Source organism: Methylobacterium sp. AMS5 (assembly GCF_001542815.1).
Lineage (GTDB): Bacteria > Pseudomonadota > Alphaproteobacteria > Rhizobiales > Beijerinckiaceae > Methylobacterium.
This window is the reverse complement of sequence record NZ_CP006992.1, coordinates 3,713,559-3,739,402: the sequence shown is the minus strand read 5'-3', so window position 1 is coordinate 3,739,402 and position 25,844 is coordinate 3,713,559. Positions and strand designations below refer to the sequence as shown.

At 67.7% G+C, this 25,844-nt stretch carries 23 protein-coding genes; 15 read left to right on the top strand and 8 right to left on the bottom strand.

The features are described 5' to 3' along the window. Positions 1-245: 245 nt before the first annotated feature. A complete protein-coding gene (locus Y590_RS16845; protein ID WP_201026746.1) occupies positions 246-1,298 on the bottom strand; it encodes a substrate-binding domain-containing protein in 1,053 nt (350 codons plus the stop codon). Positions 1,299-1,439: 141 nt separating this feature from the next. Between Y590_RS16845 and Y590_RS16840 the strand changes: the two genes are divergently transcribed. Then, positions 1,440-2,168: a recombinase family protein gene (locus tag Y590_RS16840; protein WP_060770857.1), complete on the top strand. Its 729-nt coding sequence runs from the start codon at positions 1,440-1,442 to the stop codon at positions 2,166-2,168. A gap of 217 nt (positions 2,169-2,385) precedes the next feature. On the opposite strand, the gene Y590_RS16835 is transcribed toward Y590_RS16840, so the two are convergent. Both Y590_RS16835 and Y590_RS16830 read right to left on the bottom strand, forming a co-directional pair. After that, positions 2,386-3,663, bottom strand: coding sequence for a DegT/DnrJ/EryC1/StrS family aminotransferase (locus Y590_RS16835; protein ID WP_083530888.1), 1,278 nt, complete (start codon positions 3,661-3,663; stop codon positions 2,386-2,388). Beyond that, positions 3,644-3,889: a hypothetical protein gene (locus Y590_RS16830; RefSeq protein ID WP_060770856.1), complete on the bottom strand. Its 246-nt coding sequence runs from the start codon at positions 3,887-3,889 to the stop codon at positions 3,644-3,646. Before Y590_RS16830 ends, Y590_RS16835 begins: the two co-directional genes overlap by 20 nt. A gap of 636 nt (positions 3,890-4,525) precedes the next feature. On the opposite strand from Y590_RS16830, the gene Y590_RS16825 reads away from it, so the two are divergent. Further along, positions 4,526-4,753 (top strand): hypothetical protein, encoded by a 228-nt coding sequence (locus Y590_RS16825; RefSeq protein WP_060770855.1) that lies wholly within the window; start codon positions 4,526-4,528, stop codon positions 4,751-4,753. A gap of 98 nt (positions 4,754-4,851) precedes the next feature. On the opposite strand, the gene Y590_RS16820 is transcribed toward Y590_RS16825, so the two are convergent. The 4 genes from Y590_RS16820 to Y590_RS16805 all read right to left on the bottom strand — a co-directional run bounded on the left by Y590_RS16820 (position 4,852) and on the right by Y590_RS16805 (position 9,791). After that, positions 4,852-5,757 (bottom strand): succinate--CoA ligase subunit alpha, encoded by a 906-nt coding sequence (locus tag Y590_RS16820; protein WP_201026745.1) that lies wholly within the window; start codon positions 5,755-5,757, stop codon positions 4,852-4,854. Then, positions 5,754-6,920 (bottom strand): succinate--CoA ligase subunit beta, encoded by a 1,167-nt coding sequence (locus tag Y590_RS16815; RefSeq protein ID WP_060770854.1) that lies wholly within the window; start codon positions 6,918-6,920, stop codon positions 5,754-5,756. Before Y590_RS16815 ends, Y590_RS16820 begins: the two co-directional genes overlap by 4 nt. After that, a complete protein-coding gene (sauS, locus tag Y590_RS16810) occupies positions 6,917-8,410 on the bottom strand; it encodes an acylating sulfoacetaldehyde dehydrogenase (protein ID WP_286161762.1) in 1,494 nt (497 codons plus the stop codon). The genes Y590_RS16815 and sauS overlap by 4 nt, the downstream gene beginning before the upstream one ends. 73 nt (positions 8,411-8,483) lie before the next feature. Beyond that, positions 8,484-9,791: an MFS transporter gene (locus Y590_RS16805; protein WP_060770853.1), complete on the bottom strand. Its 1,308-nt coding sequence runs from the start codon at positions 9,789-9,791 to the stop codon at positions 8,484-8,486. Positions 9,792-10,028: 237 nt separating this feature from the next. Between Y590_RS16805 and Y590_RS16800 the strand changes: the two genes are divergently transcribed. The 9 genes from Y590_RS16800 to Y590_RS16760 all read left to right on the top strand — a co-directional run bounded on the left by Y590_RS16800 (position 10,029) and on the right by Y590_RS16760 (position 19,281). Continuing rightward, entirely contained in the window at positions 10,029-10,892 is an 864-nt protein-coding gene (locus Y590_RS16800) for a LysR substrate-binding domain-containing protein (RefSeq protein ID WP_060770852.1), read from the top strand. Positions 10,893-11,016: 124 nt separating this feature from the next. After that, a complete protein-coding gene (locus Y590_RS16795) occupies positions 11,017-11,229 on the top strand; it encodes a hypothetical protein (protein WP_060770851.1) in 213 nt (70 codons plus the stop codon). Between the two features lie 292 nt (positions 11,230-11,521). Further along, complete coding sequence (locus tag Y590_RS16790) at positions 11,522-13,213, top strand: GMC family oxidoreductase (RefSeq protein WP_060772333.1); 1,692 nt, start codon at positions 11,522-11,524, stop codon at positions 13,211-13,213. Then, on the top strand, positions 13,210-14,598 hold the full coding sequence (locus Y590_RS16785; protein ID WP_060770850.1) for an MFS transporter: 1,389 nt from the start codon (positions 13,210-13,212) through the stop codon (positions 14,596-14,598). Before Y590_RS16790 ends, Y590_RS16785 begins: the two co-directional genes overlap by 4 nt. Before the next feature lie 94 nt (positions 14,599-14,692). Further along, complete coding sequence (locus Y590_RS16780; RefSeq protein WP_060772332.1) at positions 14,693-15,763, top strand: YeiH family protein; 1,071 nt, start codon at positions 14,693-14,695, stop codon at positions 15,761-15,763. A gap of 56 nt (positions 15,764-15,819) precedes the next feature. Then, positions 15,820-17,025, top strand: coding sequence for a SorA family sulfite dehydrogenase catalytic subunit (gene sorA, locus Y590_RS16775; protein ID WP_060770849.1), 1,206 nt, complete (start codon positions 15,820-15,822; stop codon positions 17,023-17,025). Between the two features lie 11 nt (positions 17,026-17,036). Next, entirely contained in the window at positions 17,037-17,375 is a 339-nt protein-coding gene (sorB, locus tag Y590_RS16770; RefSeq protein ID WP_060770848.1) for a SorB family sulfite dehydrogenase c-type cytochrome subunit, read from the top strand. Positions 17,376-17,462: 87 nt separating this feature from the next. Beyond that, a complete protein-coding gene (soxC, locus tag Y590_RS16765; protein WP_060770847.1) occupies positions 17,463-18,752 on the top strand; it encodes a sulfite dehydrogenase in 1,290 nt (429 codons plus the stop codon). Continuing rightward, positions 18,745-19,281 carry a c-type cytochrome gene (locus tag Y590_RS16760; protein WP_060770846.1) on the top strand — a complete coding sequence of 179 codons (537 nt, stop codon included), beginning with the start codon at positions 18,745-18,747 and terminating at the stop codon, positions 19,279-19,281. Before soxC ends, Y590_RS16760 begins: the two co-directional genes overlap by 8 nt. Positions 19,282-19,416: 135 nt before the next feature. Here the strand turns inward: Y590_RS16760 and xsc are convergent, their stop codons facing one another. Continuing rightward, the gene (gene xsc, locus Y590_RS16755) at positions 19,417-21,192 is read right to left on the bottom strand and encodes a sulfoacetaldehyde acetyltransferase (RefSeq protein ID WP_060770845.1); all 1,776 of its coding nucleotides are present in this window, start codon (positions 21,190-21,192) and stop codon (positions 19,417-19,419) included. Between the two features lie 209 nt (positions 21,193-21,401). Here xsc and Y590_RS16750 point away from each other — a divergent pair, with 209 nt between their 5' ends. The 4 genes from Y590_RS16750 to kdpA all read left to right on the top strand — a co-directional run bounded on the left by Y590_RS16750 (position 21,402) and on the right by kdpA (position 25,843). After that, on the top strand, positions 21,402-22,178 hold the full coding sequence (locus Y590_RS16750) for an IclR family transcriptional regulator (RefSeq protein WP_201026744.1): 777 nt from the start codon (positions 21,402-21,404) through the stop codon (positions 22,176-22,178). A gap of 37 nt (positions 22,179-22,215) precedes the next feature. Continuing rightward, positions 22,216-23,400, top strand: coding sequence for an acetate/propionate family kinase (locus tag Y590_RS16745; RefSeq protein WP_060770843.1), 1,185 nt, complete (start codon positions 22,216-22,218; stop codon positions 23,398-23,400). 615 nt (positions 23,401-24,015) lie between these two features. Further along, positions 24,016-24,105, top strand: coding sequence for a K(+)-transporting ATPase subunit F (locus tag Y590_RS16740; RefSeq protein ID WP_012778951.1), 90 nt, complete (start codon positions 24,016-24,018; stop codon positions 24,103-24,105). A gap of 22 nt (positions 24,106-24,127) precedes the next feature. Beyond that, on the top strand, positions 24,128-25,843 hold the full coding sequence (gene kdpA / locus Y590_RS16735; RefSeq protein WP_060770842.1) for a potassium-transporting ATPase subunit KdpA: 1,716 nt from the start codon (positions 24,128-24,130) through the stop codon (positions 25,841-25,843). The last annotated feature ends 1 nt before the right edge of the window (position 25,844 follow it).

Sequence of the window (25,844 nt, the reverse complement as noted above, 5' to 3'; positions counted from 1 at the left end):
GAAGCGCTCGACGACCGTGAGGATCGTCGCAAATGTAATACTAGGGGCCAGCCGATCGACATGTAAGCCGGGGGGCGCCTTTGGTGCGATTTCCGACAATTCGGTGTCCGTCGAGAGGCTGTTTCACAAATGTAAATGGTCTTTACTTGTGGTGATTTGCATCTCAGGGTTGGATTTTGGTGAAATTCACCTTCAGCCGACATGGCGGAGGCCATTTTCTTGCCGGCGGAGCGGCCTGTTACCTATCAAAGATCCGCGGCGACGGCGCGGTAGCCGGGGGTTCGACTTGCGCGCCGTCTCGCTGCGGCGACGAGGGCGTCGAGCGCCGGGCTGGCGAGGGAGCGGCTGGCGGCGAGATAATAGGTCTCCCAGCCGACGGAGAGGAAATCGAGTCCGAGCCGTTCGGCCGCCGCCCGGACACCGAGGCCCGCATCCGCCGCGCCGCAGGCGATGACCGCCGCGACCGCCTGATGGGTGAACTCCTCGACCGTGTAGCCGTGGATCGCGGCAGCCGGCAGGCCGGCCTGCGCCAGCATGCGGTCGAACCAGTCCCGCGTGCCCGATCCCTTCTGGCGGTTGACGTAGCGCAGGCCGGGCGCGGTCAGGTCGGCCAGCATGCGGATGCCGCGCGGGTTGCCGGGGGCCAGCAGCAGGCCCTGCTCGCGCTCGAACAGGGGGTGCAGCATGAGACCGGCGCCGGCATTGATCGCGGAAAACGGAGCGCCCGCCGCTTCCGGCGCGAGGGCCCCGCAATGGAAGCCCGCCGCATCGGCCCCGCCGTCGAGGAGGCGCTGCACCGCCGCGCTACTGCCCGTCACGGAGAGTTCGACGCCCCTCTCTGCACCCGGTTCCCCGCTCATCGCCTCGGTCAGAACCTCGACCAGCAACGGATCGTGGCTCGCGGCCAGTGTCAGCTTTCCAGCCCCGCCGCTCATGAGACGGCGCAGGCGATGCTCGATGGCGCGGGTCTCGCGGCCGAGGCCGGCCTCCAAGGCCGTTGCGGCGCCGGTGAAGGCGTCCGCCAAGGCGGCCCCAAACTCCGTCAGAGCGGTGCCGTGGCCACGTGTCTTGCGCACCAGGGGCCGGCCGAGCGCCGTCTCGTAGGCCTGGAGACGCGCCCAGGCCGCGCGATAGGACAGGCCGAGGGCGTCGGCGAAGCCCTGCACCGAGCCGGTCCGCGTGATCGCGTCGAACATCACCGTCAGGTCGGACACCGTGAGCGCGCTCGCGCCGATCCGGATCGTGCCACCCAAGCCGAGGACGACGGAGACGGCCATCTCATCGGAAGATGAGTTCATATTGATGCCATCATAGGTGTCGTTCACAACCGGTTTCCCTTATCGGGGCTTGTTTTCAGAACGGCGCCGCCACCGGGCGAACCCCCGAGGCGTTGCGCCGGCTCCGTGCTCGCTCCAAGACGCGCGACCGGCCGACCGCAGATGTCCTCAGACCGCTTTGTTTCCTACCTCCGTCCCGCCCTTTCGGGACAGGGAGCGACGCAAACCGCTCTGGTATCGCAGCGCGCCGCGATCGACCGCCACCTCGCAAGGCGCGGCCGGCTCGCTGCCGAGTGCGTCGAGTGGGGGCCCGACGCGTCCGATGCGGAGCGGCCGGCTCTGTGCGAGGCGCTGGCCCTGTGCGGCCGCCACGGCGCGACGCTTCTCATGGCGGAACTCGGGGCTTCAAGCCAGGATCCGGGCTTCCTGCGCGCTCTGAGCCGTGATCTGCGCCGTCTGGACCTGCACTTCGCCGTCGCCGACAGCCCGGAGGTCAGCGAGGCGACCCTCGGCATCATGGCCGCGGTGGCGGAGGCCGAGGACAGGCTCGGGGTGCGCCGCACCCCCGAGACGCTGGCCCGCCGCCGCGCGTTCTACGCGCGCTTCACCGCCGAGCGCCGTGCGCGGGCGCCGGCCGACCGGGCCGGCGCATCGCTCGCCGCCCCACGCCCTCTGGCGGAAAGTCTGGGGCGGGGCGAGACCCTGCCGCGGAGCCGGGAGCGGGCGGAGGAAGTGGCGCCGATCCTCAGCGAGATCCGCGCCGCGGGCGCGCTGACGCTGGAGCAGGTCGCCAACGCCCTCAATGCCTTGGGCATTCCCTCGGCGCGGGGAAGCCGCTGGTACCCGATGCAGGTGACGCGGATCGAGAAGCGCCTCGCCGGCGTGGGGTGATCGGTGCCGCATGTCCCGCACGACAGTGCTGCGGCGCCCGCTGTCGCGGCTCACCGCGGTAGCCGATCACCGTGTTGAAGCGAACCGAGACGCAGCGGGTCCGGCCGGCGCCGTGTGCGCGCGCCGCCTCAACCGTGCCGAACACCGAGGCCGGATAGACGCCGAACTCATCGACGGTGCCGGTGCCGCCGAATGATCGCGAGTGTGGCGGGCGTGGTCAGGGCCGGGCGATCCGCCGGACGATCCGGGCGACGATGGCGGGATCGAGGTCGGGATAGATCGGCAGGCAGAGCACCCGGTCGGCCGCCAGGGCCGCCACGGGCAGATCCTCGCGCCGGGCGCTCGGCAGGGTCCGGTACATCGGGTGGTCGCAGATCAGGGGATGGAAGTAGCGCCGCGGGTGGATGCCGTCGCGCTTGAGCGCGTCGTAGAGCGCGTCGCGGCCGGTCGGGTAATCGGGGCCGACCAGGATCGGGAAATAGGCGTAGTTGGCCGCGCCTTCCCCGGCGAAGTCCAGGCAGCGGATGCCGGGAATGCCCTGCAATCCCTGCCGGTAGGCCGCGTCGATCGCCTGCCGCCGCGCCAGCACCGTGCCGATGTGCCGAAGCTGGACGAGGCCAAGCGCCGCATTCAGCTCGCTCATCTTGCCGTTCAGGCCCGTTTCGATCACGGAAATCTCGTCTTCGAACCCGAAGTTCTTGAGCTTGTCGATCCGGTCCTTCATCGCCGGATCGGCGCAGACGATGGCGCCGCCCTCGAAGGTGTTGAATACCTTGGTGGCGTGGAAGCTCAAGACCGACAGGTCGCCGTGGTTCAGCACGCTTTGCCCGCGATGGCACACGCCGAAGGCGTGGGCGGCGTCGTAGATCACCTTCAGACCATGTCGGGCGGCGATGCCTGCGATCGCCTCGACGTCGCAGGGCTGGCCGTAGCAATGGACCGGCAGGATCGCGCTGGTGCGCGGGGTGATCGCGGCTTCGATCCGGGCGGGATCGAGGTTGAGGGTCACCGGGTCGATGTCGACGAAGACGGGGGTGAGCCCGCTCCAGAGCAGGGCGTGCGAGGTCGCGACGAAGGAATAGGGCGTCGTGATCACCTCGCCCGTGAGGTCGAGCGCCCGTAGGGCCATGATCAGCGCGGTCGTCGCGTTGTTGAACAGGGCGACCTGCGGCACGCCGAGATGGTCGCTCAGGCGTGCTTCCAGCTCTTGATGGAACGGGCCGCCATTGGTCAGGATCCGCGTCTGCCAGATCTGCCGTAGCAGCGGCTCGAACTCTTCGAGCGGCGGCAGGAACGGTCGGGTGACGTAGATCGGATCGGCCGCGCCCTCTGCCTCCGAGGCCGCCTGAGGAATGATCTGCGGGGCGGTGTCGAGGGTCCGTGCGAATTCCTGCTCCAGCCGGCGCAGTGTTGCCTGCACGGGAAGCTCACCCCGAGAAGCGAGCGACGGGAGGCTGTCTGCCTCGGGTGTCGGATCAAGCGGCGCGGCTCGCATCGACCCAGCACCTCCCCATCGCGCGGAAGGCGTCAGCACCCTCTCCGGTCAAGCGGGCGCGGCCGAGTGCCCCTTCGAGGGCGAGGTCGAGATTGCGGCGCGCCGTGTCGAAGCGGCCGGAAGCCCGGTGGGTCGCGGCCGTGGCGGGGGAGCGCTCGACCGGCTCCGCGGCTGAGGCCTTCCCGGACGCCCCCCCGGCCGCGCGCGTTGTACGATGTTCGAGCATGCCCGGCCTTCCTGCGCCAGCCGGACGTTAGGAATTGTTTGGCTAACAGATCGTTAAAGTCGCGGTGGCCTCCTGCGGCAGGCCCGAACCGACGAAAAGCCGCCTTGCGGCGGCTTTCGTCGGTCGGCCCGTTCTTTTGAGGAAACCGGAGCGGGCGAAGGGATTCGAACCCTCGACCCCAACCTTGGCAAGAGGCGCAAGGAACGACTCCGGAGGTTTCCATACATTGCCGGGGCGTTCCGGAGATCTTTTGACCATTCGATGTTTTGAGATGCCGACCACGCGGATCTCGAAGTCCACCGTCGATGCCGCCACACCGCGAGAGGCGGCCCATGACGTGATCGAAAAGGCCTTCGTCGAAAAGCGACTCTTCGGGAAAGGGTGTGCGAGGCGGGTGTCCGTCGATGGACTCGAGCGGCGATGTCGCTGACGACACCATGGCCGAGAACCCTCAACGGGCACGGTCTCCGGCGACCGATCCGGCCGCCGGGGGCAGCCGGGGGAGAAAAATTCTCCGCTGAAATCGACGCTTGGAAGAAGTCTCTCCACCGCAGCGGAAATACGAAAAACCCGACCATTGCGTTCGGGCTATGGTGGACCGACATCCCGCTGTAGTTCCAAGCGTCTTCGGTCATCATGCCTCCCGTGCAATTCGATTCCTTCGGTGAGCCCGTCCTGCCGGCGAGCGACAAGGAGCACACCGCAGCTTCGCGGGTCGCTCTGCGCTCCGGCGTTGGTCTGTTCTGGGCCATGGTCGTCGCGATCGTTGCCGCGCGCGCGGTCTATTTCGATCCGTCCTGGAGCGAGAAGCTCAACAGCGTCGCCTCGCTGTTCGGTCATCTGAAGACCGTCGTCGGGGTTTGACCCGCACGGGTTGAAGAGCCCCACGACAGATGGAGGCGCCGCGCGTCGTCGCGCGGCGCCTTTTTGTCGTCGAAAGTCTTCCTGCCGAAGCTGGGTCGTCAGGCCGAGAGGGCGTGGACGGCCGGCCCGGACTGGCTGTGGCCGAGGCCGAGCAGGCTTGGGATCTCGGCCGGGGTATCGGCGACGGCGACGCCCGCCGCTTCGAGCGCGCGGCGTTTTCCCTCGTAGCTCCCCATGGATCCTGACACGATCGCGCCGGCATGCCCCATCTTCTTGCCGGGCGGCGAGGCGCGCCCCGCGATGAAGGACACGACGGACTTCGACATGCCGGCCGCGTATTCCGCGGCCGCCTCTTCCATCGCGCCGCCGATCTCGCCGACGAGCACCACTGCGCGGGTCCGCGGATCCTGGTCGAGCGCCTGGAGGGCGTCGCGCGTCGTCGTGCCGATCATCGGATCGCCCCCGATCCCGAGGAAGACCGACTGGCCGAGGCCCGCTCGGGTGAGGTTGAGGCAGATCAGCGTCCCGAGGCTGCCCGAGCGCGAGATCACGCCGATTTCGCCGGGCTGGAAGATGTTCGGGTTGTGCCCCGGCATGATGCCGACGAACCCTTCCCCCGGCGTGACGATGCCGGCGGTGTTCGGCCCGATGATGCGGGTCCCGTGCTGCGCCGCCGCGTGGTGAATCGCGATGACGTCGAGGGCCGGGATGTGCTCGGTCAGGATGACGACGGTTTTTGCCCCGGCATGAATCGCATCGAGGGCGGCCTCGCGGGCCATAGCCGGCGGGATGAACATCACCGCCGCCTCGAACGGGCTCTCGGCCATGGCGGCCTTGGCCGTGGCGTAGACCGGCACTCCGAGATGATGCTCGCCCGCCCGCTTCGGATTGACCCCGGCGACGACCTGCGTGCCGCACTCCATCATCTTCTCGGTCCAGAAGGTGCCCTGCTTGCCCGTGATGCCCTGGACGAGCACGCGGGCGGACCGGCGGTAGATGATCATCGTGCGGCTCCCCCGCTTGCTGTCGAACGTGTTGCCGCGTGTGCCGCCTCGACGGCGGCCTGGACGGCATCCTCCATCAGATCGAAGGGCTCCTGGCCGAGGCCGTCGCGCACGAGGCGCACGGCCTCGTCCTCCCCGGTCCCGTGGATCGAGAAGAAGACGGGGATGTCCGGGGCGAGCCGCTTCCAGGCGGTGACGACGCCTTCGGCCATCACGTCGGTGCGGGCGAAGGCGCCACAGAAGTTCACGACGAGGCTTTTGACCCCGGGATTGGACAGGACCAGCTTCAGCGCGGCTTCCGACTTGGTGTAGGCCTCGCCGCCGATCTCAAGGAAGTTCGCCGGGCGCCCGCCGCAATGGCTGATGACGTCCATCGTCGTCATCGTCAGCCCCGCGCCGTTGGCCAGCACGCCGACATCGCCATCGAGCTGGATGAACTTGAGGCCGTTGGCCGCGCCCTCCCGCTCGAGGTCGGTCATCGGCTCTTCCGCCGCCTCCCCGGCGAGATCGGCCTGGCGGAAGGCGGCCGAGTCGTCGAGCGTCAGCTTGCAGTCGAGGGCGACGGCCCGCCCGTCAGCCAGAACGGCGAGCGGATTGATCTCGATCAGCTCCGCATCGACCCGGACGCTCGTCGCGTAGAGCGCCGCCAGGATCCCGGCGATTTGATCCTCGGCGCCTGCGAGGTCGAGGCCGGACAGCAGCGCATGGGCGGCCGCCTTGTCGAAGCCGGCCTCGGGATCGATGCGGTGTCGACGCAGCGCATCGGGCCGCGTCGCGACGACCTCCTCGATGTCCATCCCGCCCTCCGTGGAGAAGAGGACCAGCGGGCACCGGCCCGCGGTGTCGAGCAGAACAGCCGCGTAGAATTCGCGCGCGATCCGAGCCTGCTCTTCCAGCAGGACCGAGCCGACCGCGTGGTCGTCGATGCGCATGCCGAGGATGCGCTCGGCGACGCCGCGCGCCTCCTCCGCCGAATTCGCCGGCTTGATGCCGCCGGCCTTGCCGCGCTTGCCGGTTGGCACCTGGGCCTTGACCATGCAGGGGCCGATTTCCGCGAAGGCGGCCTGCGCCTCCTCCGGCGTCCGGCACAGGACCGCGCGCGGGACAGGGATGCCGGCGGGCGCGAGGACGCTCGCCTTGGCGACGTGCTCCAGGAAATTCATCGTGCGGCCTCCGCCTGTCCGGCTTCGTGACCGATCCGCTTCCAGTGCGGTCCGAACAGCTCCATCTCGGTCGGCTTGTCCTCGGGGATCGGCGTGACGAGGTGGGTGATGTTGAGCATGTGGCGATAGCTCAGGTTCTCGGAGATCGAGTTCTTCTGCCAGGAGCCGCAGCCCATGCTGAGGGTGAAGCCGAGGCCGGAATTGAAGCCGCCGCCGTTGCCGAAGGTGTGGGCGAAGTTCACGAGCACCCGCACGACCTCCAGGTCCTCCGCCAGTTCGCGGGCGCGGTCCATGTCCGTGGTGTGCAGGCCGCAGGAATGGCCCTTGCCCTGGTGCTCCAAGATCTCGCGCACCCGTTCCTTGGCCGCCGCGAAGTCGCTCGCGCGGTAGACGGTCAGCACGAGGGCGAGCTTCTCGCCCGAGAGCGGATAGGCCTTGCCGACCCCGCTCTCCTCCACGAGGAAGAAGCTTTTCGCGTGGGCTTGCGCCGGTAGGCCGAAGGCCCCGGCCAGCACCTCGGCATCGCGGGCGATGAGATCGCGGTTGAGCTTGCCCTTGACCCAGAGCCGCTCGATCACGCGCCGGCGCTCCTCTGGCGTGCAGAGATAGGCGCCGGCCTGCTCCAGCGCGGCGACAGCCGCATCGTAGACCGCATCGACGATGACGACGGCGTTCTCCGAGGAACAGGAGGTCGAATTGTCGAAGATTTTCGAGTCGCGGATCCGCTCGGCCGCCGCGTCGAGGTCGGCGGTCTCGTCGATGATCACCGGCACGTTGCCGGCCCCCACGCCGATGGCCGGCGTTCCGCTCGAATAGGCGCGGCGGACGTTGTCCTGCGAGCCCGTCACCACGACGAGGTCGCAGGCCTTCATCAGCGCCTCGGTTGAGTCCTTCGTGATCGGCGCGGGCAGGATCTGCACGAGATCCTCCGGCAGACCGATCGCGGCGAGTTCTCGGCGCATCAGGTCGACGATGCGGGCCGTGGTGCGGTAGCCGAGCGGGGACGGAGCGATGACGATGGCATTGCGCCCCTTGACCGCCATCATCGCCTTGTTGACCGGCGTCGCGCCCGGATTGGTCGAGGGCGTCACCGCGCCGATCACGCCCATCGGCTTGGCGTATTTGACGAGTCCCTTCGCCTCGTCCCGCTCGATCACGCCGACGGACGGCGCGCGCAGGAGGTCGCGCAGGGTCCCGAAGGTCTTGCGCTGCTTCTTGCGAACCTTGTCGGCGACATTGCCGAGCCCGGTATCCTGCACGGCGAGTTCGGCCACTTCGCGAGCATGGTCGGGATTGTAGAGGGACCAGGCCAGGGCCCTCACCGCGGCGTCCGCGGTCTCCTGATCGACTGAAGCGAAGGCGCCCTGCGCCGCCCTCGCCCGCTCCATCACGGCATCGACAGAGTCCGGTTCGCTCCGGCTTGAAGGCGTTGGAGCCTGTTCGCGCGGGTCGAGCGGGCGTTCGGGGACCTTGAGGCCGATGACGGGCATCGCGGGGGATTCCTCATGCGGATGTCGAGGACGAAAACGGGGGTTGGGCGTGTGCCGGGCGGCAGAGCTGCGGTCAGGCGCTGGGCCTGACCGCCGCCGGACCCGTGGCGACGGGCGGGGCTGGCTCGACCTCGTCGAGGAAGGGCTCGTCCGGCCGCATGCGCAGGGCCAGCACGGCGCCGAGAAGGAGAAGACCGAGGGAGGCGACGAACGGAAGGTCCCAGCGGCCGGTTGCATCGATCACCGCGCCGAACACCACCGGCGAGATCATTCCGGCGAGGCCGAAGCCGAAGTTCATGAAGCCGGAAGCGGTGCCCGAGTGCTGGGGCGCGATGTCCATCGGCACGGCCCAGATCGGCGCGACGATCAACTCCGCGAAGAAGAAGGCGGCGGACAGGCACAGCGTGATGGTGACGAGATCGGTTACGAACAGCACCGGCAGCATGAACAGGAAGGCGCCGAGAAAGCCGACCACGATCACGCTGACGCGGGCCTTCGAGACGCTGCCGGTCTTCTTCAGGATGCGGTCGCTGACGACGCCCCCGACCGTATCGCCGACCACGCCGGCGAAGAACACGCCTGACGCGAAGATCGCCGATTTCTTGATGTCGAGCTGGTACTGGTGAAGGAAGTAGGAGGGGATCCAGTTGAGGAACAGCCACAGCGTCCAGCCATAGCAGAAGTCCGTCATCGTCACCGGCAACATGCGTTTGAGAAGGCGCCGCCACGGCACGGGCGGGCGCTCGCCCGCGATCTTCACCTTCGGCAGGACGGCGATCTCCTCCGGCGTGACATCCTTGTGCTCGCGCGGATCGTCCCGGAAGTACCAGAACCAGAGAGCGACCCAAGCGAAGCTGATCAGGCCGACGATCACGAACGAGTCGCGCCAGGAGAGCGCGACGATGAGGAAGGCGATGAGTGGTGGCGTCAGCGCGTTGCCGAGGCGGGCGAAGGCGTGGGTGATCCCTTGGGCAAAGCCGCGCCGGTCGGCCGCCATCCAGTTCGCCAGGGCCCGCGTCGCGGTCGGGAAGGCCGATCCCTCGCCGACCCCGAGGACGAAGCGGGCGATGACCAGCGACATCGCGCCTTCGACGAAGCCGATGGCGATCGTGGCCGCCGACCAGATCGCGCCGCAGATCAGCAGGGTCTTGCGGGGACCGAGACGATCACCGAGCCAGCCGCCGGCGATCTGAAAGAAAGCGTAGGGATAGGCGAAGGCGGAGAAGGCCAGGCCGAGCTCGAAATTGGTGAGTCCGAGTTCCTTCTGCATCGCCGGTGCGGCTGTGCCGATATTGACCCGATCGATATAGGTGACCAGGTACATCAGGCAGATGATCAGCAGCACGCGGTCTGTGGCTTTGAAGCGAACAAGCCTCAGCATTCTGCCCTCCTGCTGAATTGAGGGGTACTTTGCGTGCCAGCGCGTAGAACTGCGCGCTGACACGCAAAGTCTCCCTGCATTCGTTGAGCGTTTCTCACCTATGAGACGTCGGATCGTTCAGGATCTTTGATCGTCCTGAATCATGGCTTGTCCGGCGCCTCGGTTTTACCCTACCGATTGCCTTCGCATCGGAGAAATTTATTCTCTGCATCGAGATCATGCAGGATATTTATCGATATGATTCCGGATCTCGAGATCCCTCTCCTCAGGACCTTCGTCGCGGTGGTCGAAACCGGCAGTATAACGCTGGCCGGCCGGCAGGTCGGACGCACCCAGCCGGCGATCACGCACCAGATGCAGCGCCTGGAAAAGGCGCTCGCCAAACCGCTCTTTCAGGAGGATCGCCGCCACCTCACCCTGACCCGGGAGGGGGAGATGCTGCTGGGCTATGCGCGAACCCTGCTCGGTCTCAACGACGAGATCCGCGAGCGCTTCGAGGCGCCCGATATCACCGGCCATGTCCGCCTCGGCGTGCCCGATCTCTACGCGGCCTTCCTGCTGCCCTCGGTCCTGAGCGGCTTCTCGCGGGCCTATCCGCAGGTCGAGATCGAACTGCGGTGTTCGCGCAGCGTGAACCTCCACGCGGCGCTCCAGCATGAGGAGATCGACATCGCGCTGATGACGCGCCAGCCGGAATTCGGCAGGGGCACGGCCGTGCGCGAGGAGCCGCTGGTCTGGGTGGCCGCGCGCGACTACGTCGTCACGTCGAACGAAGCCCTGCCCCTCGCGCTGCTCCCGGCCGGAAGTGTCTATCGACAGTACGCTCTCGATGCGCTCGGCCAGATCGGGCGGTCCTGGAACATCGCCGCCGTCAGCGACAGCATCGCCGGGCTGCAGGCGGCCGTCTATGCGGGGCTGGCCGTCTCGGCCTTCCCGCTCTGTGCGCTCTGCCCCAAGGTCCGCCGGCTCGGCCGCAGCGACGGCCTGCCCGACATGCCTCATCTTGAGATCGTTCTGCAGCGCAAGCCCAGCGGAATCACGCCCGCCGCCGAGCACCTCGCCGAATACATGGTCGCCGGAATTGGAAGTCTTGGACGCTGAGGCGCGCGGTCGGGTCTCCACGCGTTGTCGGCAAGGCTCTCATGTTGCGGCGACACGCTGTCGCCGTTGCACCGCACAATGCTGCTCGCTAGAACAGGGTGCATCGCAGCAAGATCCGATCGACATGCCCCTCGCCGAGCGTCTTCGCCAGATTCTGCCCTTTGCCGTTGCAGTCTATCTCGCCGGCAGCGTAGGCCAACTCCACGCAACGCAGTCCGCTTTCTCCGTGCCGCGCGGTTTCTCGATGGAATCGGTCGCGTCCGGCATCAAGTGGCACATGCTTGAGATCGCCAAGAACGAGCAGTCCGAAATGGCCTTCGGCTCTCCCGGCAACTGACCGCTGCGCCGAGTTCCTCCTCGGCGCTCAAGCGTGGCCCTCATCACGGGCCGGTCGCCCGCGTTCCGCCACGCATCCCGGTTCGCGCAGATGCGGTTCGCGGAATGCGCCCGCTCGTTTCTCGCTCGCCGATCGCCTCGTCCGCCTCCGGCCTCGCCGTGGGCCGCCTTGGCATGCCTGATTGACACTTCCGTCGTTTCCTCATCTAATCGAACATAACGTTCCGTTTTTCGAGACATAAGGGCTCGATCGGAATGACAGACGAGGAAACGCTCGCGGCGAGGTGCAGGCGATGACTGTCGGCCCCTTCGACTTCATCATCGTCGGCGGCGGGACTGCAGGTTGCGTCCTTGCGAACCGCCTCACGGCCGATGGTCGGCATCGGGTGCTGATGCTGGAGGCCGGTCCACGCGATCGTTCGCCCTGGATCCACCTTCCCATCGGCTACGGGAAGACGATGTTCCACAAGACCCTCAACTGGGGCTTCTTTACCGAACCGGAGCCGACCATGAACGGTCGGCGGATCTACTGGCCGCGCGGTCGGACACTGGGGGGCTCCTCGTCGATCAATGGCCTGATCTACGTTCGCGGCCAAGCGGAGGACTACGATCACTGGGCGGCGCTCGGGAATACGGGCTGGTCCTGGAAGGACGTCCTGCCCTACTTCATCCGCTCCGAGCACAATTCCCACGGCGCAGGACCCGCCCACGGCGCGGATGGGCCGCTCTGGTGCTCCGACATCGAGCATCGGCACGAACTCATCGATACGATCATTGCCGGCGCGGGCGAGCTCGGCATCCGCCGCACGGCGGACTTCAACGCGGGCGACCAGGAGGGCGTCGGCTACTACCAGCTCTTCACCCGCAAGGGCCGGCGCTGCAGCACCGCAGTCGCCTATCTTCGCCCGGCGCGCGGTCGTCGTAACCTTCGCGTCGAGACCGGCGCGCAGGCGGTCGGCCTGATCCTCGAAGGGCGCCGTGCGGTTGGGATCCGCTACCGGCTGAAGGGCCGGATGTACGAGGCGCGCGCCGCGACGGACGTGATCCTGGCCGCGGGTGCGCTGCAGAGCCCGCAGCTTCTCATGCTGTCGGGGATCGGACCCGAGACGGAGGTGGCGCGCCACAACATCCCCCTGGTGCACGCGCTGCCCGGCGTCGGTGCGAATCTGCAGGACCACCTGCAGATCCGGCTGATGTACAAGGTGGCCAAGCCGATCACGACGAATGACGACCTGCGCACCGTGTTCGGGAGGGCGCGGATCGGCCTGCGTTGGCTGCTGACACGCAGCGGTCCGCTGGCCGTCGGGATCAATCAGGGTGGCCTTTTCACCCGCGTCATGCCCGGGCCCGGCACGCCGGACGTGCAGTTCCACTTCGCCACGCTCTCGGCCGATATGGCCGGCGGCGCGCCCCATCCCTGGTCAGGCTGCACCTTTTCGGTCTGCCAGCTGCGCCCGGAATCCCGCGGGAGCGTGACTCTGCGCAGCGCCGACCCCTTCGCGGCGCCCGTCATGCGGGCCAACTACCTCGCGACCGAGACGGACCGGCGCTGCACCGTCGAGGGCATCAAGTTCGCCCGGCGCCTCGCCGCGACGTCCCCTCTGCGGACGCTGCTGACGGAAGAGGTCAAGCCGGGCCCGGAGGTCGAGGGCGACGAAGCCCTGCTCGATTTCGCGCGTGCGACGGGGGCCACGATCTTCCACCCCTCGGGGACGTGCAAGATGGGCTCGGACCCGATGGCGGTGACGGATGCGCGCCTGCGCGTCCACGGCATCGGCGGCCTGCGCGTCGTCGATTGTTCGATCATGCCGACCCTGATCTCCGGCAACACCAGCGCGCCCGTGGTCATGATCGCGGAGAAGGCCTCCGAAATGATTCTGGCCGATGCGCGGGCCGGTTCAGCGGCGGTCGCCGTCGCCTCCGACCCGCTGGCGACCACATCCAGCCGGCATCCCGCGCCGGCGCCAGAGGGGAGCCCGGCATGACGACGAGTGACACGGCACCCGAACGCGGCGGCCTCGCCCGCGTCGTCACGGCCGCTCTGATCGGAGCGACGATCGAGTGGTACGACTTCTTCCTCTACGGCGTCGTCGCCGGCATTGTCCTGAACAAGCTGTATTTTCCAGCCGACGATCCCCTCGTCTCGACGCTGCTCGCCTACTCGACCTTCGCCGTCGGCTTTGTCACCCGGCCGCTCGGTGGCGTGATCTTCGGACATTTCGGCGACCGGATCGGCCGCAAGAGCATGCTGGTCATCACCCTCCTGCTGATGGGCGTGGCGACCTTCCTGATCGGGCTGGTGCCGACCTATGCACAGATCGGCGTCGCTGCCCCCGTCCTGCTGCTGATCCTGCGGATCGTCCAGGGCATCGGGCTGGGCGGCGAGTGGGGCGGAGCCGTGCTGATGGCTTTCGAGTATGCGCCTCCGGAGAAACGCGGCCTCTACGCCAGCATCCCACAGATCGGGCTCGCGCTGGGGCTCTGCATCGCCTCCGGCGTCGTTGCGGGGCTGTCCTACGGACTCACGGACGAACAGTTTCTCTCCTGGGGGTGGCGGCTCGCCTTCCTGCTCAGCGCCGTGCTCGTCGCCGTCGGCGCCTACATCCGGCTCAACGTGATGGAGACGCCCGAATTCGCCCGCGTGAAGGAGACGAACCGCGAGGCGGCGATCCCGTTCGTCTCGATGATGCGGGACTTTCCCGGCAACGTCGTCGCCGGCATGGGCGCGCGCACCATCGACGGCGTGTTCTTCAACATCTTCGCGGTCTTCTCGATCGGCTATCTTACGGGCACCGTTCAGGTACCGCGCACCCAGGCCCTGCTCGGCGTCACATCAGCCGCGCTCCTGCTCTGCGCCACGATTCCGATCGCCGGCTGGCTCTCGGACCGGCTCGGCCGTACCCGCGTCTACGCCTGGGGGTCGGTGCTCACCGGCTTCTCGGCCTTTCCGGCCTTCTGGATCTTCCTGAACAGCGGCGGCAGTATCGGGGCGATTTGGCTTGCGCTGATCGTACCCTTCGGGATCTTCTATGCCTCGGTCTACGGGCCGGAGGCGGCCTTGTTCTCGGAACTGTTTCCGGCCCGGGTACGCTACACTGGAATTTCCTTCGTCTACCAATTCTCCGGCATCTTCGCGAGTGGCCTGACTCCGATCGTCGCGACCGCGCTCCTGCAATATTCCGGTACGGATCGGCCGTGGCTGGTCTGCGCCTATTGCGCGCTCGCCGGTCTCGTCAGCGCCGCCTCGGCGATCTGGATCGGGCGCGCGACACGACGGCCGCTGGCCGGGGATCCGGGGGCGCTGGACGCCGAGCCGGCTCTCGCGACGCCGACGATGCGAAGAATGCTCCACAAGTCGGCGCGTTCATAGAAAATAGTTTGTCTATAGCGTGCAGATATAGAAAGACTTGCTATGGATGGGGCCGCCGGGACCAAGCCGGGATCGGCATCAAGGACCGACGATGCTGCAGAAGAACCGCCTGGTGACACCCTCGAAGCCCCGCCTCGCAATGTCGCGCCTTAGGGAACTGGCTCCGGGGATCGGGCTGTGCCTTGCGGTGACGCTGGTCTCGATCGGTTTGCAGCATCTCGAGGAGGGCGCGTTCGAGCACCCCTATATCGAGGCGCTGGTGATCGCGATTCTCCTCGGCATGGCGATCCGGACGTTCTGGACACCGAGCCCGCTCTGGCGCTCGGGCATCGCCTTCAGCGCCAAACAGCTCCTTGAAGTCGCGGTGATGCTGCTCGGTGCCTCGATCAGCTTCGCGGCGATCGTCGCCTCCGGCCCGGTGCTGCTCGCGGCGATCGTCGCCACCGTGGTCGTGACGATCATGGCGAGCTTCGCGATCAGCCGCCTGCTCGGACTCGCCGTGCGCATCTCGATCCTGATCGCCTGCGGCAACTCGATCTGCGGGAACTCGGCCATCGCGGCCGTCGCCCCGGTCATCGGCGCCAGCAGCGACGACGTCGCCTCCTCGATCTCCTTCACGGCGATCCTCGGCGTGCTGATGGTGCTCGGCCTGCCGCTGCTGATCCCCCTGCTTGGCCTCGGCGCCGGCCAGTACGGCATTCTGGCGGGCCTCACGGTCTATGCCGTGCCGCAGGTTCTCGCCGCCACCGTCCCGGCCGGGCTGGTGGCGACGCAGATCGGCACTCTGGTGAAGCTCGTGCGCGTGCTGATGCTCGGCCCCGTCGTGGTCGGGCTCTCGCTCCTCGCACCGCGTTTCGACGGTGGCGCGCCGGAAACCGGCGGAGCACGCCGGTTCGACCCGTTCAAGCTGGTGCCGTGGTTCATCCTCGGCTTCCTCGTGCTCGCCGCGTGCCGCTCGCTCGGCCTCGTGCCCGACGCCGCGATCGGCCCGATCACGCGGGTCGCCGGCACCCTCACCGTGGTCTCGATGGCCGCCCTCGGGCTCGGGGTCGATGTGCGGGTGATCGGCCGCGTCGGCGGGCGCGTCACCGCGGCGGTGACGCTGTCGCTCGCAACGTTGCTGCTGATCAGTCTCGGGTTGATCCACCTGCTTCGGCTCGGCTGAGACGTGCTGGAAAAGCGGCGGATCCGAAACGGGATCCGCCCCAAAAGGAGGAAGCCATGATGCACCGACGCGCCCTCTTGCGCGGCGCCGGAACGGTCCTGCTCGCGAGTTCCGCGACCGGTTGGGCCCGCGCCGCCTCGCCCGAACAGATCACGCTTCCCTTCGGCAACGGCGAGCGCCCGCTCGTCGCGTATCCCGGCAAGCGCCCGCTGATCCAGATGACGAGCCGGCCGCCGCAGCTGGAGACGCCGTTCTCGGTCTTCGACGAGGGCCCGATCACGGCCAACGACGCATTCTTCGTGCGCTACCATCTCGCCGGCATCCCCACCGAGATCGACCCGGACACCTTCCGCCTGGAGATCAAGGGGAAGGTCGAGACGCCGCTCACCCTGTCGCTGGCGGACCTCAAGGGGTTCGGCGCGGTCGAGATCACGGCGGTCAACCAGTGTTCCGGCAATTCGCGCGGCTTCTTCGAGCCGCGGGTCGCCGGCGGGCAACTCGCCAACGGCGCGATGGGCTGTGCCCGCTGGACGGGCGTGCCGCTGAAGGCCGTGCTCGACCGGGCCGGCGTCCAGGCCGGCGCGCGACAGGTGATGTTCGAGGGCCTCGACGGGCCGGTGCTGGAGCGGACGCCCGACTTCGCCAAGGCGCTCGACCTCGACCACGCCCGCGACGGGGAGGTGATGCTGGCCTACGCCATGAACGGCGAGGATCTGCCCTTCCTCAACGGCTTCCCGCTCCGCCTCGTCGTACCGGGCTATTACGGCACGTACTGGCTGAAGCATCTCAACGCGATCACGGTGCTCGACACGACGTTCGAGAACTTCTGGATGAAGACGGCCTACCGCATCCCGGCCAATGCCTGCGGCTGCACCGAGCCCGGCAAGTCGCCGTCGGCGACGGTGCCGATCAACCGCTTCACCATCCGCTCCTTCATCACGAACGTGCCCGACGGCGGGAGCGTCAGGGCGGGGGCCGACACGCTGCTGCGCGGCATCGCCTTCGACGGCGGCTACGGCCTCACCGAGGTGCTGATCTCCGGCGACGACGGGCGCAGCTGGACCGCGGCCAGCCTCGGCCGCGACGAGGGTCGCTACGCCTTCCGGGGCTGGGAGGCGAGCCTGAGGGTTCCGGCCGGCGAGCACCGCTTACGGGTTCGGGCGCTGAACCGGATCGGCCAGTCGCAGCCGCTCGAAGCCCTCTGGAATCCGGCCGGCTACCTGCGCAACGTCGTCGAGACGACGCGCGTCACCGCACGCTGAAGGAGGGGTTCATGACACGATCTGCTGCGCGCCCCGCCCGCCCGGGCCTCGCTTGCTCAAGCTTTGCCGCCCTGGCTCTCTTTGCCGTCTCGACCGGGACCGCCGGTGCCGGACCGGTTGCCTACGACCTGCCGGAGGAGACGGCCAAGTTCCGGCCCGGCCCCGGCGCCGAGATCGCCGAGGCCCATTGCCTGACCTGCCACTCACCGGACTACATCGCCATGCAGCCGGCCAAAAAGGGCCATGCCTTCTGGTCGGCGGAAGTCACCAAGATGATCAAGGTCTACGGCGCACCGATCGCGGAGGCCGACGCCAAGGCCATCGCGGATTACTTGGCGGCCACCTACTGATCGCCCAAGATACCCTCTCGGGCGTAGGATCGCAGGGCTTCGCCGCCGCGGACGCTCCGCGATCCGCGTGAACGGCAGGAGGATCCGATGAGCGACGACGACGGAACGAAAGCGGTCACGCGGGTGCCGCGCTCCCGCCGGCAGATCCTGGCTGCCGGCTCCGCCCTCGTCGGCGGAAGCCTCGCCGGTGGGGTGGCCTCGCCGGCACGGTCGGAGCCGGCACCGGTCCTCGACGACACGCCCCCGAACGTGCCGCGCTGGATGAAGGAGCCGGGCGCGGATGTCGGCAGTCAGCTCTACGGCACGCCCTCGGAATTCGAGAGGGGCGTCATCCGCAACGTGCCGAAGAACGGCAAGCAGTACACCTCCTCCGCCAGCCGCACGCCGCTGCAGGATCTCGACGGTATCATCACGCCGAACGGTTTGTTCTACGAGCGGCATCACGGCGGTATCCCCGCCATCGATCCCGCTCAGCACCGCCTGATGATCCACGGCCTGGTCGAACGTCCCCTGCTCCTGACCATGGGCGAGTTGCGGCGGTTTCCCACCGAATCCCGCATCTACTTCCTGGAATGCTCCGGCAATCCCGGCTTTGAGGCGATCAAGCAGGCCAAGACGGCTTCCGATCTGGTCGGCTTGGCGAGCTGCTGCGAGTGGACGGGCGTCCGGCTCAAGACGATCCTCGACGAGGTCGGTGTAACCCCGGAGGCGCGGTGGGTCGTCGCCGAGGGCGCCGATGCCGCCGCCCTCACACGCAGCGTGCCGCTGGAGAAGTGCCTCGACGACGCCCTGCTCGTCTTCAGCCAGAATGGTGAGCGGCTGCGCCCGCAGCAGGGATACCCGCTCCGCCTCCTGCTCCCGGGCTTCGAGGGCAACATGAGCGTGAAGTGGCTTCGCCGCCTCAACGTCGTCGCCGAGCCCGCCTACTCGCGGGAGGAGACCGCCAAGTACACGGATTCGATGCCCGACGGCACGGCGCGCCAGTTCACCTTCACCATGGAGGCCAAGTCGATCATCACGCGACCCTCCGGCACGCACAGGATCGCCGGAGGCTTCAACGAGATCACCGGTCTCGCCTGGAGCGGCCGCGGGCGCATCACCGGGGTCGAGGTCTCGGTCGACGGCGGCGGCACGTGGCAGCCCGCCGGACTGCAGGAGCCGGTCCTGAGCCGTGCCTTCACCCGCTTTCGCTACCCGTGGACCTGGGACGGCCGGCCGACGACGATCCTGAGCCGCGCCACCGACGAGACGGGCTATGTGCAGCCGAGCTTCGAGGCTCTGACGACGGTTCGCGGCATGAAGTCGTTCTACCACAACAACGCGGTCGTCCCCTGGCGGATTGCCGCCGACGGCGAGGTGTCGAATGGCTATGTTTGAGCGCAGGCGGCTTCTGGCGATCGCGATCCCTCTGACGCTGTTCGGCGCGTGCGCCCACGCCGAAGGCCGCTACGGCTTCGGACGGGCCCCGACCGACGGGGAGATCGCGGGCTGGAACATCGATATCGACCGCGACGGCAGGAAGCTCCCGCCGGGCCACGGCAGCGTCGAACAGGGTCGCGCGCTGTTCGAGGCCCAGTGCGCTTCCTGCCACGGCGCTCAGGGAGAAGGCGGCGTCGGCGACCGGCTGGCCGGCGGCCACGGCTCGCTGGCCTCGCCCAAACCGGTGAAGACGGTCGGCAGCTTCTGGCCCTACGCACCGACCCTATTCGACTATATCCACCGCGCCATGCCGATGAACGCGCCGCAATCGCTGAGCCCCGACGAGGTCTACGCGGTCGTCGCCTACGTCCTCAACCTGAACGGTCTCGTCCCGGACGATGCGGTCATGGACGCCAGGACGCTCCCGGCGGTGAGGATGCCGAACCGCGACGGGTTCGTTCCCGACCCGCGCCCCGATACGCGCTGACGGGCATTTGCCCTGAGGGCGCCCGGAACCTGATCGACGATGCGGTTCCGGGCGCTTCGTTTGGTCTTGGAGCATCATCCCGAAAGGTGGTTGCCGGCTTTCGGAAAAGGACGATGCTCTGAGGTACGGCGCCCCTCAAGCGGGCTGCTGGGGCCGCATGTCGCGGCGGTCGATGCCGGCGACAACGACCGGCTTCTTCATCGCGTCACGGCGGAAGGGTTCGCCGAGCTCCTGATTGAGCATCACCTCGATGAAGGTCGTCACGCCGTCGGCCTGAGCCTCGGTGGCCTGCTGGATCGCCTCGGTCAGCGCCCCCTGCGTCTCGACGCGCACGCCCCGGAACCCGCACCCTTCCGCGATCTTCGCGTAGCTCAGCTTCGTGTCGAGCTCGGTTCCGACGAAGTTGTTGTCGTACCAGAGGATCGAGTTCCGCTTCTCGGCGCCCCACTGGAAATTGCGGAAGATCACCATGGTGACCGCCGGCCACTCATCCCGGCCGATCGAGGTCATCTCGTTCATCGAGATGCCGAAGGCGCCGTCACCGGCAAAGCCGAAGACAGGCACGTCGGGGCAGCCGATCTTGGCGCCGATGATCGCCGGGAAGCCGTAGCCGCAGGGACCGAACATGCCCGGCGCCAAGTACTTACGCCCCTGCTCGAAGGTCGGATAGGCGTTGCCGATCGCGCAGTTGTTGCCGATATCGGTCGACAGGATCGCCTCGAAAGGCAAGCCGGCTTGAATCGCGCGCCACGCTTGGCGCGGCGACATCTTCCCGCTCTCGCGCTCGCGTGCCGCCACGTTCCAGTTCGTGCCCTCGTCGTCGTCCTCGTGATCCATCGACGACAGCGCCTGCGCCCAGGCGGACTTGGTACGGTGGATCTGTGCCTGCCGCTCTTCGCGGCCGTCATTGCCCGCCTCTGGGGACAGCTGCTGCAGGAGTTCGCGCGCGACGTGCTTGGCATCGCCGCAGATGCCGACCGAGATCGTCTTGGTCAGGCCGATCCGATCGGGATTGATGTCGACCTGGATGATCTTGGCGTTCTTGGGCCAGTACTCGATGCCGTAGCCGGGCAGCGTCGAGAATGGGTTGAGGCGGGTGCCGAGTGCCAGCACCACATCGGCCTTGGCGATGAGCTCCATCGCCGCCTTCGACCCGTTGTAGCCGAGCGGGCCAACGGCGAGGGGGTGCGAGCCCGGGAAGGAGTCGTTGTGCTGGTAGCCGCAGGCCACCGGCGCATCGAGCCGTTCGGCGAGCGCGACGGATTCCCGGATCGCGTCGCCGATGACGACACCGGCCCCATTCAGGATCACGGGGAACTTCGCACCCGACAGCAGCGCCGCGGCCTCGGCGATCGCCTGCCGACCGCCGGTCGGCCGCTCCAGCCGGACGATTTGCGGCAACGCGACATCGATCTGATGCGTCCAGAAATCGCGCGGGATGTTGATCTGTGCCGGCGCGCAGCCGCGCCACGCCTTCTCGATCACCCGGTTGAGCACCTCGGCGACGCGGGTCGGGTCGCGGACCTCCTCCTGATAGCAGACCATGTCCTCGAACAGAGCCATCTGCTCGACTTCCTGGAAGCCGCCCTGGCCGATCGTCTTGTTGGCCGCCTGCGGCGTGACCAGCAGCATCGGCGTGTGATTCCAGTAGGCGGTCTTGATCGCCGTGACGAAGCCGGTCACGCCCGGTCCGTTCTGGGCGACCGCCATCGCCATCTTGCCGGTCACGCGGGAATAGCCGTCGGCGATGAGGGCGGCGTTGCTCTCATGGGCGCAGTCCCAGAAGGTGATGCCGGCCCTCGGGAACAGATCGGAGACCGGCATCATCGCCGAGCCGATGATGCCGAAGGCATGCTCGATCCCGTGCATCTGCAGGACTTTGATGAAGGCCTCTTCCGTGGTCATCCTCATGGCGCGCTCTCCCACCCTGGCTTTGCCAAGTCGTTGTGATGGTCGTTCGTCGGCTCGGACGGCGGCGCGTGGCCATGGCGGTCGGGCCGCTCCGATGGAGGACACGCCATGCCGGCTGCATCCTCATCTGACCGAAACTTAGCGCCCGGCCGCACCCGTATGCAATCGAAATCTCGTTTTTTTGCTTTCTACGTTCAGGAATTTGGAATATGAAGCCTGCAACCATGGATGATGCTCCCGAATCCTCGCCGGCCCTGAAGGCGTTCAGCCTGTTGGAGATCATCGCCGAGATGGATCATCCGCCCACGCTCGCGGAACTCACGGAGGCGGCGAGCCTGCCCAAGCCCACCCTGCACCGGTGGCTGAGCATGCTGGAGGGCGCCGACCTGCTGCGACGGATGCCGGACGGACGACGCTACGAACTCGCGGCGCGCGCCACGGCGCTGGCCTTCGCGATCCTGTCGAACAATTCCGGCTCGACCCAGCGTCATCAGCTCCTCGAGCGGGTGGTTCGTACGATGGGCGAATCCTGCAACCTCACGGTGCTGGAGGGCAGCGAGGTCATGTATCTCGACCGCGTCGAGGCTGCCGCACCCTTGCGCGTCGCCTTCCAGAAGGGGTCGCGCGTACCGGCCCACGCCTCGGCGAGTGGCAAGCTGTTCCTGGCGATGATGCCGCCGGCCAAGCGCGACCGCTTGATCGGCTCGCTGACGCTGGAGCGATACACGGCCAACACCCTCGCCGATGCGGACGCGCTCCGGGCCGAACTCGGCCGGATCAAGCGCGACGGCTATGCCTTCGACGACGAAGAATTCCTATCCGGCCTGTTCTGCGTGGCCGTGCCGATCTTCGATCACAACGGACGCGACTGCATCGCTGCCCTCGCGCTCCAGGCGCCGGTGGTGCGGGTCTCCCGCGCGAACGCGGCCGAGCGTCTGCCAACCCTGCGAGAGGCGGCCGAAGCCATGGCCGTCACGCTGCGATAAGCGCCCGAGGGGCGCGCCGGGAGAGGAGACACGCCCCATGACGCGCACCGAGGACGCCGCCATTCTGGTGCTCAACGCCGGCTCATCGAGCGTGAAATTCGCGCTCTTCCGGGCCGATACGCTCGAACCGCTCTGCCGCGGCGGCATCGAGGGGATCGGGAGCGCGGCGCGGTTCGGGGGCGCCGCCGGGGCGAAGGCGCATCTGTTCGACGGGGCGGTGCTGCCGGAGGGCAGCCGTCACGAAGCCGCCACGCATTGGCTCCTCGATCGCCTGCGCTGCGCGGACCACCTCGACCTTCGCGCGGCCGGGCACCGCGTCGTCCATGGCGGCCCGGATTTCTCGGCGCCGGTCGTGATCGACGATGATGTGATGACGAGCCTCGAAGGGTTGATCCCGCTCGCCCCGGCGCACCAGCCGCACAATCTCGCGGCGATCCGGGCGGTGGCGAAGGCTTGGCCCGATCTGCCGCAGCTCGCCTGTTTCGATACGGCCTTCCATCGGTCGATGCCGCGGCTCGCCCAGCTCTTCGCGATTCCGCACGCGCTGACCGATCAGGGCCTTATCCGCTACGGTTTCCACGGTCTCTCCTACCAGCACATCGCCGATGTGCTGCCGGACATTGCCGGCGACGTTGCGCAGGGACGGGTGATCGTTGCCCATCTCGGCCACGGCGCGAGCCTCTGCGCGATGCGCGAAGGGCGCAGCATCGCCACCACCATGGGCTTCACCGCCCTCGACGGTCTGATGATGGGGATGCGCTGCGGCGCCATCGATGCCGGTCTCGTGCTGTACCTGATCGAGCAGCGCGGCATGACACCGGCGGAGGTTTCCGAGATCCTGAACCGGCGCTCGGGCCTGCTGGGCGTCTCCGGCATCAGCAACGACGCGCGCACCCTTCTGGCGAGCGAGGAGCCCCGGGCCACGGAAGCGCTCGACTTGTTCGCCTACCGCGTCGTGCGCGAGGCCGGTTCGATGATGGCGGCCCTCGGCGGCCTGGACGCCTTCGTCTTCACCGCCGGCATCGGCGAACGCTCGGCCCGAATCCGTTCGGCAATCGCCCAGGGCTTGGCCTGGACCGGCATCCGCCTGGATGAGGATCGCAACGCGGCCAACACTGTCAGAATCAGCGCCGATGGAGCGACGATCCCTGTCTACGTTATTCCCGCTGATGAAGAATTGCCGATTGCACGCAGTGTCGGCAGCCAAGTGCTTTCGGCCTGACCTGGGTTCCAGCACAGCACCGCCGTTTCGGCTCTGGCTGAGAGTGCCTCACAAAACACCCGATCACCGATCGTCTCCGTTCTGGGCACGGCGACGCAGCGGGAGTTCTGTGAGAGACACTTCGTCACGCGGGCAAGCCGACCGGTTATCCGCTCAACGGCTTCGAATGGCGGGGCCTGATTTCGCTGCAAAACGCTTGCGCCATGCCTGAGCGGCATGCGGGCCGAGCCCCGGCGCAAGTCTAAAGAACCTCGCCGGTCTTCCTCAGGGGCGGCCGCGCAAGGCGGCCGGTCGACCGGGCCGCAAGGCAAGCGCCCAATCTCGGATTCCGTTACCCTTGATGCGGCCATCGCCGAGGGATGACGGGACGCTCGGAATCGGGCCGATCCTAATGCGATCCTTATGAGATCGTATCCCTTTCCGTCTCGAACCCTAACGCGGTTCCCGTCCACATTCAGGACCGGCCCGGGTCGGCCGCGGGGCACCCGCAGCCGGCGGACCGACTGGATACGGACACACCATGCTCGACATCGTCTTCCTGCTCGGGGGCCTCGCCTTCTTCGGCCTGGTCGCCGGCTATGCCGCGCTCTGCGAGCGCCTCTGAGGCAAGCCGCCATGACCCTCGACCTCGCCCTCGGCGCCCTCGTGACCACCGGGCTCCTCGTCTACCTCACCTACGCCCTCGTCCGCCCCGAGCGGTTCTGAGCGGCCCCCAGGACTGACTTCCATGACACTCAACGGCTGGATGCAGATCGCGCTGTACGGCGCGGTCGTGCTGGCGCTCGTGCGGCCACTCGGCGGGTACATGACCCGCGTCTTCAACGGCGAGCGCAACCTCCTCTCTCCCGTGCTCGCGCCTGTCGAGCGCGGGCTCTTGCGCATCTCCGGCATCGACGCCCGTCAGGAGCAGACCTGGCTCGGCTACGCAGGGGCGATGGTCCTGTTCAACGTGGCCGGCTTTGTCCTGCTCTACGCCCTCCTGCGCCTGCAGGCGCTGTTGCCGCTGAACCCAGCCGAGCAGGCGGCGGTGGCGCCCGACCTCGCCTTCAACACCGCGACGAGCTTCGTCACCAACACCAACTGGCAGTCCTATAGTGGCGAGACCACGCTCTCGTACCTCAGCCAAATGCTCGGGCTCACGGTCCAGAACTTCGTCTCGGCGGCGTCGGGCATGGCGGTCGCCGTCGCGCTGATCCGCGGCTTCGCTCGGGCTTCGACAAAGACGCTGGGCTTCTTCTGGGTCGATATGACCCGTGCCACCCTCTACGTGCTGCTGCCGCTCTGCAGCGTGCTGGCCCTGTTCTACGTCTCCCAGGGCATGCCGCAGACGCTTTCGCCCTACGTCGAGGCGACGACGCTGGAGGGCGCGAGGCAGACCATCGCGGTCGGGCCGGTGGCGAGCCAGGTCGCGATCAAGATGCTGGGGACCAACGGCGGCGGCTTCTTCAACGCCAACGCCGCCCATCCTTTCGAGAACCCGACGGCGCTCTCGAACCTCCTGCAGATGCTCTCGATCTTCGTGATCGGCGCCGCGCTCACCAACGTCTTCGGCCGCATGGTCGGGGACGAGCGGCAAGGCTGGGCGATCCTCACCGCGATGGGCCTGCTCTTCATCGCCGGCGTCGGCGTGACCTACTGGGCCGAGGCCAGCGCCCACGGCGTCCTGTCCAACCTCGGACTGACCGGCGGCAACATGGAGGGCAAGGAGGTCCGCTTCGGCATCGCCGCCTCGGCGCTCTTCGCGGTGATCACGACGGCCGCCTCCTGCGGTGCGGTCAACGCCATGCATGACAGCTTTACCGCGCTGGGCGGGCTGATCCCGCTGCTCAACATGCAGCTCGGCGAAGTGATCATCGGCGGCGTCGGCGCGGGCCTCTACGGCATGCTGGTCTTCGTCGTGGTCGCGATCTTCGTGGCAGGCCTGATGGTCGGACGCACCCCCGAATATCTCGGCAAGAAGATCGAGGCGCGCGAGGTGAAGATGGCGATGCTCGGCATCCTCTGCCTGCCGCTGATGATGCTGGGCTTCACGGCTTTTGCCACGGTGGTGCCGGCCGGTCTCGCCGGGCCCGCGAATGCCGGCCCGCACGGCTTCTCGGAGATCCTCTACGCCTACACCTCGGCTGCCGCCAACAACGGCTCGGCCTTCGGCGGGCTGACGGCCAACACGCTGTTCTACAACACGACGCTGGCCATCGGCATGCTCGTCGGCCGCTTCTTCGTGAAGATCCCCGTTCTGGCCATCGCCGGCTCGCTCGCCGCCAAGAAGCGGGTCCCGGCCTCCGCCGGCACCTTCCCGACCCATGGCGGGCTGTTCGTCGGCCTCCTCGTCGGCGTGGTGCTGATCATCGGCGGCCTGACCTTCTTCCCTTCGCTGGCGCTCGGCCCGGTGGTCGAGCACTTTGCCGGGGCGGCCGGGCAGACCTTCGCGACCGGAGGCTGAG